9 protein-coding genes and 1 tRNA gene are annotated in these 12,420 nt (G+C 61.7%); 8 read left to right on the top strand and 2 right to left on the bottom strand.

Annotation, left to right across the window (positions count from 1 at the left end):
- Positions 1-273: 273 nt before the first annotated feature.
- Positions 274-1,239 (top strand): acetyl-CoA carboxylase carboxyltransferase subunit alpha, encoded by a 966-nt coding sequence (locus tag Q0P52_RS16805; RefSeq protein ID WP_293766514.1) that lies wholly within the window; start codon positions 274-276, stop codon positions 1,237-1,239.
- Entirely contained in the window at positions 1,211-2,536 is a 1,326-nt protein-coding gene (gene tilS, locus Q0P52_RS16800) for a tRNA lysidine(34) synthetase TilS (protein ID WP_293766516.1), read from the top strand. The genes Q0P52_RS16805 and tilS overlap by 29 nt, the downstream gene beginning before the upstream one ends.
- A 75-nt stretch (positions 2,537-2,611) precedes the next feature.
- Here the strand turns inward: tilS and Q0P52_RS16795 are convergent, their stop codons facing one another.
- The gene (locus Q0P52_RS16795; protein WP_293766518.1) at positions 2,612-3,301 is read right to left on the bottom strand and encodes a Bax inhibitor-1 family protein; all 690 of its coding nucleotides are present in this window, start codon (positions 3,299-3,301) and stop codon (positions 2,612-2,614) included.
- Positions 3,302-3,469: 168 nt separating this feature from the next.
- On the opposite strand from Q0P52_RS16795, the gene Q0P52_RS16790 reads away from it, so the two are divergent.
- Positions 3,470-3,554: transfer RNA gene (locus Q0P52_RS16790), tRNA-Leu, on the top strand.
- 124 nt (positions 3,555-3,678) lie between these two features.
- On the opposite strand, the gene Q0P52_RS16785 is transcribed toward Q0P52_RS16790, so the two are convergent.
- Entirely contained in the window at positions 3,679-4,122 is a 444-nt protein-coding gene (locus tag Q0P52_RS16785) for a hypothetical protein (protein ID WP_293766521.1), read from the bottom strand.
- Here Q0P52_RS16785 and Q0P52_RS16780 point away from each other — a divergent pair.
- From Q0P52_RS16780 to Q0P52_RS16760, 5 genes are all read left to right on the top strand, one after another.
- Positions 4,121-8,041: a PAS domain S-box protein gene (locus Q0P52_RS16780; RefSeq protein ID WP_293766523.1), complete on the top strand. Its 3,921-nt coding sequence runs from the start codon at positions 4,121-4,123 to the stop codon at positions 8,039-8,041. The genes Q0P52_RS16785 and Q0P52_RS16780 overlap by 2 nt on opposite strands.
- Positions 8,042-8,136: 95 nt before the next feature.
- Complete coding sequence (locus tag Q0P52_RS16775; protein WP_293766525.1) at positions 8,137-8,319, top strand: hemin uptake protein HemP; 183 nt, start codon at positions 8,137-8,139, stop codon at positions 8,317-8,319.
- Positions 8,320-8,386: 67 nt separating this feature from the next.
- Positions 8,387-10,576 (top strand): TonB-dependent hemoglobin/transferrin/lactoferrin family receptor, encoded by a 2,190-nt coding sequence (locus tag Q0P52_RS16770; RefSeq protein WP_293766527.1) that lies wholly within the window; start codon positions 8,387-8,389, stop codon positions 10,574-10,576.
- A 26-nt stretch (positions 10,577-10,602) separates the two neighbouring features.
- Positions 10,603-11,637, top strand: a complete 1,035-nt coding sequence (locus tag Q0P52_RS16765) for a ChuX/HutX family heme-like substrate-binding protein (protein WP_293766529.1) — start codon at positions 10,603-10,605, stop codon at positions 11,635-11,637.
- On the top strand, positions 11,627-12,418 hold the full coding sequence (locus Q0P52_RS16760) for an ABC transporter substrate-binding protein (protein WP_293766531.1): 792 nt from the start codon (positions 11,627-11,629) through the stop codon (positions 12,416-12,418). The genes Q0P52_RS16765 and Q0P52_RS16760 overlap by 11 nt, the downstream gene beginning before the upstream one ends.
- The last annotated feature ends 2 nt before the right edge of the window (positions 12,419-12,420 follow it).

Genomic DNA, 12,420 nt, shown 5'->3' with positions numbered 1-12,420 from the left:
AACCGCCGACATTCTGCTTGTAAGGCAGACGCTCTACCAACTGAGCTAAACGCCCTGAAACCTTGTCGCTGTCTGCGTTTGCGTCTCAGCGAGGAGGCGAATTAAAACACAGGCTTTTTGTCAGCGCAAGGGGTTTGTTTCAATTTTTTATGAAAACCCAGGGTGGCTGGAATAAAAGCTCGATGTCGACTGAATTTTGTCCGACAGGGGCGTGACGGACGCTTTCCGCGTAATGTATGATTGCCCGATTCGCTTAATCGGATGATGTGCATAATGAAGCCGACCTTTCTCGATTTTGAGCAGCCGATCGCCGAGCTCGAGAACAAGATTGAAGAGCTGCGATTCGTGCAGGATGACTCCGTACTGGACATCTCTGAAGAAATCGCCCGCCTGCAAAAGAAAAGCCTTGAACTGACCAAGGCTGTCTACGCCAAACTCACGCCCTCCCAGATCTCGCAAGTGGCCCGCCATCCGCAGCGTCCTTATACGCTGGATTACCTGCGCGCCATCTTTACCGATTTCGAAGAGCTGCATGGCGATCGCGCCTTTGCCGATGATCCTGCCATCGTAGGCGGCCTGGCCCGCTTCAATGGCCAGTCCGTGGTGGTAATCGGCCACCAGAAAGGCCGCGACACCAAGGAAAAGATATACCGCAACTTTGGCATGCCGCGCCCGGAAGGCTATCGCAAGGCGCTGCGCCTGATGAAGCTGGCTGAAAAATTCGGCCTGCCGGTGGTGACCTTTATTGATACGCCGGGCGCTTACCCGGGCATCGGCGCGGAAGAGCGCGGCCAGTCCGAAGCCATTGGGCGCAATCTCTATGAAATGGCACGTCTGCGCGTGCCGGTGATCTGTACCGTGATTGGCGAAGGTGGTTCCGGCGGCGCGCTGGCCATCGCCGTGGGCGATCAGGTCAATATGCTGCAATATTCCACTTATTCGGTGATTTCGCCGGAAGGCTGCGCTTCCATTCTGTGGAAGACTGCTGAGCGCGCTTCCGACGCCGCCGAGGCGCTGGGCATCACCGCCAACCGACTGAAAACGCTGGGCCTGGTTGACCGCGTGATCAACGAGCCGGTGGGCGGCGCGCACCGCGATCATGCGCAAATGATGAACAGCCTCAAGCGCGTATTGCAGGAACAGCTCAAGGAGCAGAGCGCCAAGCCTATCGACGCGCTGCTGAAAGAGCGCTTCGACCGACTGATGAGCTATGGCCGCTTCAAGGAAGAAGCAGCCTGAGCTGCTGACGCATCTGCTTGATCAATGGCCGGACAAATTGTCCGGCCTTTGTGCTTTTGAGGCGGCGCTGAGCGGCGGGCTGGATTCTGTGGTATTGCTGACGCTGCTGGCGGAGGCCCGTCGGCATCTGCCCTGGCTGCATCTTTCCGCTGTGCATGTGCATCACGGCCTCAGTGCTCATGCTGATGCCTGGGAAGCGCATTGCCGCACTTTGTGCCAGTCGCTGGAGGTGCCCATGCGCGTGGAGCGAGTGCATGTTGCGCGCCATGGCGGGCTGGGCATTGAAGCAGCCGCCCGCATGGCCCGCTATGCGGCATTTGACAAGGCTTCGGCCAACGTGACCGTGCTGGCGCATCATCGGGACGATCAGTGCGAAACCCAGTTGCTGCAATTGCTTCGGGGCGGCGGCGCGCATGCATTGGCCGGCATGCCTGCTCTGCGCGAGTCCGGTTCGCGCTGGTACTGGCGGCCCTTGCTGGATGTGGGGCGGGCGGATCTGGAACGGTTCGCCCTTGAGCGGGGTTTGTCTTGGGTGGAAGACGACAGCAATGTCGATACCCGTTTTCGCCGCAACTTCCTGCGTCACGAAATCCTGCCTCGTCTTGCCGACTACTTGCCCGACTATCCGGCGCACATGGCTCGCTCGGCCTGGCAGCTGAGCGAGGCTGCTGCTGTGCTGGATGAGGTGGCCGAGGCTGATTTGGCCGCTTGCCGTTGCGATGACGGCCTGTCAGCGCCGGCGCTGTTGGCCTTGTCGTCGGCTCGACGCGGCTTTGTGCTGGTTCGCTGGCTGAAAGAGCGGACGATGCTGCAACCCGCACCGGATGCCTTGCAAGAGTTTCTACGTCAATTGGCAAGCGCAAACGCGACAGCAACGCCTTTGCTCAAGCTGGGAGATCACTGCCTGCTGCGCTATCGCGACCGTCTGATGCTGTGCCGCCTGGCTGGTCCAGGGCCCGTCAGCGCCATGCAGTGGGATGGCGAAGGCTCGCCTCGGCAAATCGCACCGGGTTGGGGTGGGATATTGTGCTGGCGAATGGGCAAAGGTTTGCCGAAGACGCTGCTGGCGGCGGGTTTTGAATTGCGGCCTCGCCAGGGCGGAGAGCGCCTGCGTCAGTCAAGTGGCTTGAAGGAGGTGCGCAAGCTGTTTCAGGAGGCGGGCGTACCGGCACCCTTGCGCGCCGGCTGGCCCTTGCTGTTTGGTCCGGACGATCGTTTGCTGGCGGTGCCCGGCATTGCCGTTGCCTGCGATGTGATGGAAGAGGGTGGCTGCTGGCCAGAGTGGTTGCCGCTTTGATCTGGCCTGCCGCCACATCGCCGGCAAGAAAAAAGCGCCCATGATGGGCGCTTTTTGTTTTGGAGCGGGCAATGATCAATCGCGCTCGCCGCCGAAAGCCAGCAGCAGTTGCAGCAGGCTGGTGAAGAGATTGTAGATGCTGATGTAGATTGACAGCGCAGCGGAGACATAGCTGGTTTCGCCGCCGTCGATAACCACTTTTACCTGCCACAGGATCATCAGCGAGCTGAACAGGGCGAATGCGGCGGCGATAGCCAGTTGCATGCCCGGCATTTGCAGGAACATGTTGGCCACTACCGCCACCATCAGAACGATGGCGCCGACGGTGAGGAAGTTGCCCATGCCGGATAGATCGCGCTTGGTGGTGCTGGCAATGCCCGCCATCACCATGAATACCAGCGCAGTGGCCGCGCCGGCCACCATGATCAGCTGGCCGCCGTTGGAAAAGCGCAGGGCAAACTGCAGCAAGGGGCCAAGCAGCAGGCCCATCATCAGCGTGAAGCCCAGCATCAGGAAAACGCCCAGCGAATTATTGCGATTCTTTTCGATGGCGAACACTAGGCCGTAGAACACGGCCATGATCATCAGCATGCCGAGGATGGGGCTGCCGGCCAGAAAGGCGAAGCTCATATTGGTGCCTATCAGCGCGCCGATGACAGTGGGGATCATGGACAAGCCCAGCAGCCCGTAGGTGTTGCGCAGCACCTTGTTGCGCGACCCGGCTACCGAGCCCGTGCCGTAACTGGTCTGGAAATTAGGTTGCATGGCGTCCTCTCTCTATGTGAACGTTGTTGTTGGGTGAAACACGGCATTCTGACAGTTTTCACCCAATATGGTTCAGTCCTTGTCGCTACTTGTAAGCAACAGGATGATGGGGTATAGTCGCTGCCTCTTCTCCAGATCGGGACGACAGCGCCCGGTTTCAAGACGAATGCGAGCGTGGCGGAATTGGTAGACGCACTGGATTTAGGTTCCAGCGCCGTAAGGTGTGGGAGTTCGAGTCTCCCCGCTCGCACCACCCTGAATTTTCTCGCTTTTCTTCTCTGAGCGCTCTCGCGCCATCCCCCCATCATTATTTCCCGTGCCCGCGCTACTCTTCAGCGTATCGGCTTGTCTGCATCGATCCCGGCGGTCAGCTATGCTCAGTGCGTGGTGTTTTTGTGTTGTGATGCCGTTTTTCTGAGCGAATCACTTTCGACTGGATGGTTTTTTTGATAGAAATGCAAAGTGGATTGCTTTTTGCATGATTCATCCTGCGTTGACTGAGCCGCCTCCTTGGCGCGGTCGACAGTCGACATGGTTCTATCACCGGGTAAGGCAATAGCTGGCATGGTTGCTCCTGCGCGAACTCGTTTCATCCGCTTGGTGGTGCTCGCATACTGCGCGCTGGCCATGCTCTGGATACTGCTTTCCGACAGCTTGCTCAAGCTGTTCGCCGATCCTGACACCATCGTCGCACTGTCCACATACAAAGGTTTTGTCTTTGTGCTGTGTACAGCGGTGATGTTGTATTTCTCCCTGAGAGCGGTGCCGCCAGCTGAATCCCCGGCTTCGGCAAAGCTGCTGGAAAGTTGGGCGGAGCGCATGTCGCAAGGTCGCATTCCCGTCTGGCTGGCCTATCTCTTTGCCCTGATCATTACCCTTGCCGCATTGGGCGTGCGGCACATGCTGCCGATGAACGTCTATTTGCGGCCCATGCTGATTATGTTCATGCTGCCGGTCATTCTCAGTGCCTTGCTCGGCGGGGTGGGGCCGGGCTTGCTGGCCACTGCGCTGGCCATGCTCGGGCTTGACTGGATGGCGTCGCCGCATTTTCACAGCGCAGCCGCAGAGCCCGCCGTGGCCTTGCAGTGGGGGTTTTTTGCCCTGTGCGGCGGTGCGGTCAGCCTGTTCAGCGGCTTGTTGCGGCAACTGGCCGAGCGCAACGAGACGCACCGAAATTTACTGGATGCTGTGGTGTCGGGCACCTCGGATGCCGTCTTCGTCAAGGACCGGCAGGGCCGCTACTTGATGGTGAATGAAGGCGCGGCGCGGATTGTCGGCCGCCCAGTCAGCGAGATACTTGGCCAGGACGACCGCGCCCTGTTCGATGAGAGCTCCGCCGCGCAGCTGATGGCGTTGGATGCCGACATCATGCAGGCCGGCAAAGTGGATACGCATGAAGAATTCCTGCGACTGAAAGACGGGTCGGCGCTGACATTTCTGGTGAGCAAGGGGCCGGTGTTCAGCGCAGAGGGCCAGGTGGTGGGTTTGTTCGGCATTTCGCGCGATATCAGCCTGCAGAAAGCGAGCGAGCAAAAACTCAAAGACAGCGCGGATGATCTGCTCGCAGCCCAGCGCCTTGCCGCTATCGGCAACTGGAGCTGGGATCTGCAGACTGATCGCCACGAATGGTCTGATGAGATTTACCGCATATATGGCCGCGATCCGGATTTGCCGGCGGCAGTTTATCCGGAAGTGCGCGGCTATTTCACCGAAGAAGGGTGGGCCGGACTGTCCTCGGCGGTGGAGCAGTGCCTGCAAGACGGGCAGCCCTATCAGTGCGATGCGGAAGTGTTGCGCCCGGATGGAGAGCGACGCTGGATCACGGCGCGAGGCGAGGCGACGCGCGATGATGAGGGCAAGATCATTGCCTTGCACGGTACGGTGCAGGATATCAGTGAGCGCATGGCGCTGACCATGCAGTTGCAAGGCAGCGAGCGCCGCTTGCAGCAAGTGGTGGGTGCAACCAGTGATGGATTCTGGGATTGGGATTTGCGCACCGGTTATGTGTATCGCTCCCCTCGCTACTACGCCTTGACCGGCTATCGGCCGGAAGAGGATTCGCATGATATCGAATTCTTCAAGCGGCTGGTGCATGCCGATGACCTCGCCGTATGGCAACAGGCGCTGGCAGAGCACAAACGCGGCGAGAGCAGCCTGATGGAGTTCGACATCCGCATCCATACCCGCGCCGGGGAAGTGCGCTGGGTGCGGGTACGCGGTCGCGCCGTGGAGCGTGACGAGGCCGGCAATGCACTGCGCCTGGTTGGCACTCTGTCCGATATTACGGAGCGGCGACGTCTTGATGAGGATTTGCGCTTCGTCCTGAACGAAGCCGGCGACGCCATCTGGATTACCGATGAAAACGGCCAATACCTGTTCGCCAACCCGTCGGCTTGCCGCATGACCGGCCACACGCAAGAGCAATTGCGGCAAATGCATATCGAGCAGCTGCTGGCGCCCTCCTGCAGGGACGCCTTGCCGGCCCATTTGCAGCAGCTGGAGCGTCAGCGCTTCATTCGCAGCGAATGGACGCTGGGCCGTCTGGACGGCGGGGTTGTTGTGGCCGAACTGACCACTGTCCACATGCAGGACGGGCGCTATATGGCTTTCGGTCGCGATCTGACCGAGAAAAAGGCCGCGGAGCGCATTCTGCAAGCGCGCGAGCAGCAATTGGCGCGGGTGATTGAGGGCTCTGATCAGGGCTATTGGGACTGGAATGTCCAGACCGAGGCGTTTGAAGTCAGCGCTCGCTGGAAGGCCATGCTGGGTTATGCGCCGGACAGCCGGGAAATCACCCGGCAAGTGTGGCTGGAGCATATTCATCCCGAGGATCGGCCTCTGGTGGAGGCCGCCATGCAACGGCATCTGGACGGCCTTGCTCCCGCCTATGAAATGGAGATGCGCTGCCTGAGCAAGCTGGGCGGCTGGCGCTGGATACTGTCTCGCGGACGGGTGGTGGAACGCGACCAGCAGAATCGACCCTTGATGGTGTCCGGCACTCACACCGACATCACCGAGCACAAGATTTACGCCCTGGCGCAGAAGGAAGCCGCGGTGGTGTTCGACAGCAGCTACGAAGGCATCATGGTGGTATCGCCAGCCAAGCTCATCACCAAGGTCAACGGCGCATTTGTCCGCATCACCGGGTATGCCGAAGAGGAGGTGATCGGTCGGTCGCCGAAACTGTTGTCGTCCGGTCTGCATGGCCCCGGTTTCTATCAGGAACTGTGGAGCCTGGTGGCTGAGCACGATTTCTGGCGTGGAGAAGTATGGAACCGGCGTAAAAACGGCGACTTGTACGCTGAGTTGCTGTCCGTCTCGGTGGTGCGCGATCAGTACGGGCAGATTCAGCACTATATCGGTATTTTTTCCGACATCACCCAGTTGAAGGCGCATGAGGCCGAGCTGGATCGCATCGCCAATTTTGATCCGCTCACCAATGTGCCCAACCGCCGCTTGTTGTCCGACCGCCTGGAGCAGGCGCTGATTCGCAGCCGGCGCAGCGGCAAGGTAAGCGCAGTGTGCTTTCTTGACCTGGATGGCTTCAAAGGCATTAATGATCTGCATGGCCATGACGTGGGCGACCAGTTGCTGATTTCAGTTACCGAACGGCTGAAGTCGGTGCTGCGCGCCGACGACACCCTGGCGCGGCTGGGCGGCGACGAGTTTGTGTTGCTGCTGTCCGATCTGGACGGTAGCGACGAGTGCATCCCGATACTGGATCGGGTGCTGGCGGCCGTGAGCCAGGAAGTTGAACTGGGCGGCGCCGTCATCAGCGCCAGCGCCAGTGTCGGGGTAACGCTCTATCCGCAGGACGATGCCGATGCGGATACCTTGCTGCGACATGCCGATCAGGCCATGTATCAGGCCAAGGAGGCCGGCAAGAACCGCTATCAGCTGTTTGATCCGGAAAGCGACCGCAAGGCTCAGCTGCACAGGCGGACCCTGGCGGCGCTGGAGCTGGCGCTGGGCCAGCGGCAATTCCTCTTGTATTACCAACCCAAGGTGGATCTGGACGATGGGCGCGTCATCGGCGTGGAAGCGCTCATCCGCTGGCAACATCCCGAGCGCGGCCTGCTGACGCCTGCCGAGTTTTTGCCGGTCTTGCAAGGCAGCCCGCTAGAGATTGCCTTTGGCCGCTGGGTGCTGGAGGAGGGCGTGGCGCAGGCTGCGCGCTGGCAGGAGCAAGGGCTGGATCTGGCGGTCAGCATCAATGTCAGCGCCAACTATCTCTTGCATGCCGATTTCCACGGCGATTTGCGACAAGCCCTGCAATGTTGCCCGGCCTTGAATCCGGCCTTGCTGGAGCTGGAAGTGCTGGAGTCGGCGGCGCTGGATGATCTGGATCTGGCGCTGCAGGTGCTGACGCAATGCAAGGCGCTGGGGGTGCATTTTGCGTTGGACGACTTTGGCACGGGTTATTCCTCGCTTACCTATTTGCGCAAGCTGCCGCTGGACACCCTGAAAATCGACCAGAGTTTTGTGCTGGGGATGCTGGCAGATGCGGATGACCTGGGCATTGTGGCCAGCGTCATCCAGCTGGCGGAGGTGTTTCAGCGGCAGGTGATTGCCGAAGGGGTGGAGACGCTGGCGCATGGCGCCGCTTTGCGCCGCATGGGTTGTAGCCTGGTGCAGGGCTTCGGCGTGGCGAAGCCCATGCCGCCCAAGGCGCTGGAAGCCTGGTTGCCCGAGTGGGGCAGACAGGGCGTCTGGCGCAGCCTGGACGATGCCAGCGTCTGATGGCCCGCTTGCGGTCGGGCTGACTTGCCGGCAGGAAGGCCGGGAGCAAGCAAAAAATCTTGCCATCCATAAATGATAATGGTTATCATTATCGAATGAATCGCAACTTCTCTTCCGCCCAGCCCGCGGAGGCGGCTGCCGCGAAACCGCAGGCCGACGCCGTCATCGTGGACAGCCGTCGATTGTTCGGCGCTTGTCGCGAAATCCTGATCGAGCATCAGGGCGACACTTACCGTTTGCAGATTACCCGCAACGGCAAGCTCATACTCATCAAATAAACAACTAAAGCATCGCCAGCCAGCCAGCAGCCAGCCAGCGTGAAACCACTAGGACACTGGAGTTTCCATGGCACTGTTACGCGCCACCCCCCTGGTGCTGGCACTGGCTCACGCCTGGCCGGCCCATGCCGCCGCAGATCCGCAACAGCTCGACACTGTGCAGGTGACGGCGCACAACCGCGAAAAACCGTTGGAGGAAACCGCGCCTTCGGCCAGTGTGGTGTCCCGCCACAAACTGGACGACAGGCTGTCTCGCGATATTTCCGATGCCACCCGCTTTGAACCGGGCGTGGAAGTGGCGTCGGACCCCAATCGTCGCGGCAATGCCGGCTACAGCATTCGCGGCATGGACGGCAACCGCATCCTGATGCTGATCGACGGTCAGCGCTTGCCGGACGCCTATGCGGGCGGCGGCAACGGCAATGGCGCGGTTTCGGGTCGCGATTTCGTCGAACTGGAAACCCTGCGCGCCATTGATGTCGTGCGCGGCCCCAGCTCCAGCTTGTACGGCTCGGACGCCATTGGCGGCGTCATCGGCTACCGAACGCTGACGGCGGATGATTTCGTTGAGGCGGAGCAGGGCGTGGGCGGCAGCGTCAAGGCTTTCGGCGGCAACGCCAACGACGGCTGGGGCGGCAGCGCTGCGCTGGGCGTCAAGGGTGAGAAAACCGACGCCTTGCTGATGTTTACCCACCGCGACGGCCATCAAACCGACAATCAGGGCAACAAGGATGTCGCTGGCGCAGCGCGGACCACACCCAATCCGCAAGATTGGCAAAGCGACAATGTGCTGGCCAAGCTGGGTTATCGGCCCGACGCCAATCAACGGCTGGAACTGACGCTGGAGCATTACCGGCGCGACACGGACACGCGCCTCCTCAATACGCTGTACGGCAGCTACGTCAATGCGCGCGGCAGGCTGGTGCGGGGTCTGAATGACCAGACCGCGGCGGACCACGTGCAGCGCGACCGCTTTGCGCTGTCCTGGGAGGGGAGGCAGCTGGGGCCGTTCGAGCGGCTTGCCGTGCAGCTCTACCAGCAGCGGCTGGACAACGCCGACAACGCGCTGGAACGCTATGCCGACGGCAGCCGCATTGTTTCCGATTACAACTTTCGGCAAACCATCACCGGGGTGCGGCTGGACGCGGATCAGCGGCTGGATTGGCTAGGCGCGCGCCACTGGCTGCAATGGGGCGCGGACGTCAGCCAGGCAGACACCAGTCGCCCGCGCATGAAGACCCAGCACAGCGCCAGCGGCGGCGTGAGCAATACCGTAGGCGGCGAAACCTTCCCCAACAAAACCTTCCCGGACAGCACTTCCACCCGTGTCGGTCTGTTTGTGCAGGATGAAATCCGCCTGGCGGGCGACCTTACCCTGTCGCCGGCACTGCGCTGGGACCAGTTCCGCATGAGCACTCAGCCTGATCAGGCTTACGCCAATAGCCAGGGGCAACTTGTGGCCGGCTTTAGCGACAGCGCTTTCTCGCCCAAGCTGGGTCTGAGTGTGCCCATGGGCGGCGGGCTGACCGGCTTTGCCCAGCTGGCCACCGGTTTTCGCGCGCCGCCCTTTGACGACGCCAATATGGCTTTCGCCAACCGCACTTACGGCTATCAGGTGGTGGCCAATCCCAATCTCAAGTCGGAAACCAGCAAAGGGCTGGAGCTGGGGCTTAAGGGGCGCTGGGGCAGCGTTGATTTTGGCCTGACCGCCTTCGCTAACCGCTACCGCGATTTCATCGAGCAGCAAAGTCTGGGCATGGTCAACGGTCTGCTGACCTACCAGTACCAGAACATCGGCCGCGTCAATATTCGCGGCGTGGAAGGGCGCGCGGCGTGGCGGCCTGCGCCCGGCTGGCAGTTGCAGGCCTCGCTGGCCTACGCCCGCGGCGACAATCTGGACGACAACACCCCGCTGGCCTCCATTGCGCCGCTAACCGGCGTACTGGGCTTGCGCTTCGACCAGGACAGCGCGGGCGGCGAACTGCTGCTTACCGCAGTGGCGCGCAACAGTCGCATCCCGGTGCAAACCGCCGCCGGGGCCGCCAGTTTTGCCGCACCGGGCTACGCCACGCTGGACCTCACCGCATGGTGGCGTCCGCTCAAGAACACCACGGTGCGTGCCGGCGTGTTCAATCTGCTGGACCGCAAATACTGGAAAGCCGCCGATGTGCGCGGTATGTCCGCCACTGACGCGACACTGGACCGTTACACCCAGCCTGGGCGCAACCTGAGCGCCAGCGTCGAGTACCGTTTCTGATCCCCCTGATGTCAAAGGAGACAACCATGAGTCTGCTCTGGGACCGTTATCAAGCCCTCAAGGCCGGACAGCCCCGCCTGCGTGTTCGCGATGCCGCAGCGGCGCTGCATGTCAGTGAATGCGAATTGGCGGCGGCCGACCCCACGGCGGTAAGGCTGCAACCTCACTGGGAGGACATCCTGTCCTCGCTGGCCAGTCTGGGCCGGGTGATGGCGCTGACGCGCAATCACGCCTGCGTGCATGAAACCCTGGGTTTGTACGACAACGTGTCGTTTGAAGGCAAGGTGGGCCTGGCCATGAATCCGGTGATCGACCTGCGCATCTTCCTGTTCCACTGGCGCTACGGCTTTGTGCTGCGCACCGCCACCCCGCGCGGCGTGCAGCGCAGCTTGCAGTTTTTCGATCGTCACGGCGACGCCGTGCACAAGGTATTTCTCACTGAAGAAAGCAATATCGACGCCTTTGATGCGCTGGCGGCAAGGTTTGCCGAAGCGCCGGCCGCGCTGACGCTGGAGCCGGTGGAGGCATTGCCGGGCGAGGCGGCCGATGAGGCGGTGGATCTGGATGCCTTCCGCGCTGAATGGCTGTCCTTGAAAGATGTGCATGAATTTCACCCCTTCCTGCGCCGCTGGGGCGTGTCGCGCCGTCAGGGTTTCCGCCTCGCGCCCAAAGGGCTGGCCTGGCGAGTAGCTGAACACGCGGTGGAACAACTGCTGCGCCGGGCGGCTGCCACCGCCTTGCCCATCATGGTATTTGCCGGCAATCGCAGCCTGATCCAGATTCATACCGGCCCCATCAGCAATGTCAGCGTGGTGGGCGACTGGCTCAATGTGCTGGATAGCGATTTCAACCTGCATCTGCGCACCGATCTGGTGGCCGAGGCCTGGGTGACGCGCAAGCCGGGCGACAACGGTGTAGTGACCTCGCTGGAACTGTTCGACGACGCGGGCGAATCGCTGGTGACCTTCTTCGGCGAACGCAAACCGGGCCGTCCCGAGCGCGCCGAATGGGTGAAGCTATTGGGCGAACTGCCCCTTCAGGAGCAGGCCGATGTGGCGTAAGTCATGGCCCATGGGCGCACTGCTGGCCGGCTTGGCGCTGCCGGCGTGGGCGGCGGAACGCGTGGTAGTCGTGACGCCCGACATCGCTAGTATTGTGGTGGCCCTGGGCGCCGCCGGCGACGTGGTGGGGCGCGACCGTTCCAGCCGCGAGCCCGAGCTGGCGGCGGCGCAAGTGGTGGGTTTTTCTCGCGCCCTGAACGCAGAAACCATCGCCCGGCTCAAGCCCTCGCTGGTGTTGGGCAGCGCAGCAGCTCAGCCGGTCAATCTATGGGATCGGCTGAGAAAGCTGAATCTGCGGGCGGAGGAGGTCAGCGCGCGTGAAGACGGTACCGATTTCGCCGACGCCATTCGCAAAGTGGGTGCCTTGCTGGGCCGTGCCGCCGCGGCGGAAACGCTGGCGGCGCGCTGGCAGGACGCCATGCGCGCCCGGCCGGAGCGACAAGTGCGCTATCTGGTGAGCTACGACGGTACGCTGGCGGCCGGGCGAGATACTGCGTCCGATACGCTGATCCGCGCCGCCGGCGGCGTGAATGCGGCCGCAGGATTGTCCGGCTTCAAGCCGCTCAACCGGGATGCCTGGATTGCCCTTCAACCGGACGTGATCATCCTCGGCAGCCATACGGCGGCCGCTTACGGCGGCAAGGAAGCCTTCGCTCGCCGGCCGGAGGTGGCAGCCACGCCGGCCGGCAAACAGGGCCGCATCTACTTGCTGCCGCCGCAACAAGCCATGCTGGTGGGACTGGATAGCCCGGCCGTGGTGGATCGCATGGTGAAGATGTGAAG

Source organism: uncultured Aquitalea sp., assembly GCF_945957525.1.
Taxonomy (GTDB): domain Bacteria; phylum Pseudomonadota; class Gammaproteobacteria; order Burkholderiales; family Chromobacteriaceae; genus Aquitalea.
This window is presented reverse-complemented; position numbering and strand designations above follow the sequence as displayed.

What these genes read in the sequence shown, in the direction of transcription:
- Q0P52_RS16805 (WP_293766514.1), top strand. Translation starts at nt 274, where the DNA reads ATGAAGCCGACCTTTCTCGATTTTGAGCAGCCGATCGCCGAGCTCGAG.
- tilS (WP_293766516.1), top strand. Translation starts at nt 1,211, where the DNA reads ATGGCCGCTTCAAGGAAGAAGCAGCCTGAGCTGCTGACGCATCTGCTT.
- Q0P52_RS16795 (WP_293766518.1), bottom strand. Translation starts at nt 3,301, where the DNA reads ATGCAACCTAATTTCCAGACCAGTTACGGCACGGGCTCGGTAGCCGGG.
- Q0P52_RS16780 (WP_293766523.1), top strand. Translation starts at nt 4,121, where the DNA reads ATGTCGCAAGGTCGCATTCCCGTCTGGCTGGCCTATCTCTTTGCCCTG.
- Q0P52_RS16785 (WP_293766521.1), bottom strand. Translation starts at nt 4,122, where the DNA reads ATGCGCTCCGCCCAACTTTCCAGCAGCTTTGCCGAAGCCGGGGATTCA.
- Q0P52_RS16775 (WP_293766525.1), top strand. Translation starts at nt 8,137, where the DNA reads ATGAATCGCAACTTCTCTTCCGCCCAGCCCGCGGAGGCGGCTGCCGCG.
- Q0P52_RS16770 (WP_293766527.1), top strand. Translation starts at nt 8,387, where the DNA reads ATGGCACTGTTACGCGCCACCCCCCTGGTGCTGGCACTGGCTCACGCC.
- Q0P52_RS16765 (WP_293766529.1), top strand. Translation starts at nt 10,603, where the DNA reads ATGAGTCTGCTCTGGGACCGTTATCAAGCCCTCAAGGCCGGACAGCCC.
- Q0P52_RS16760 (WP_293766531.1), top strand. Translation starts at nt 11,627, where the DNA reads ATGTGGCGTAAGTCATGGCCCATGGGCGCACTGCTGGCCGGCTTGGCG.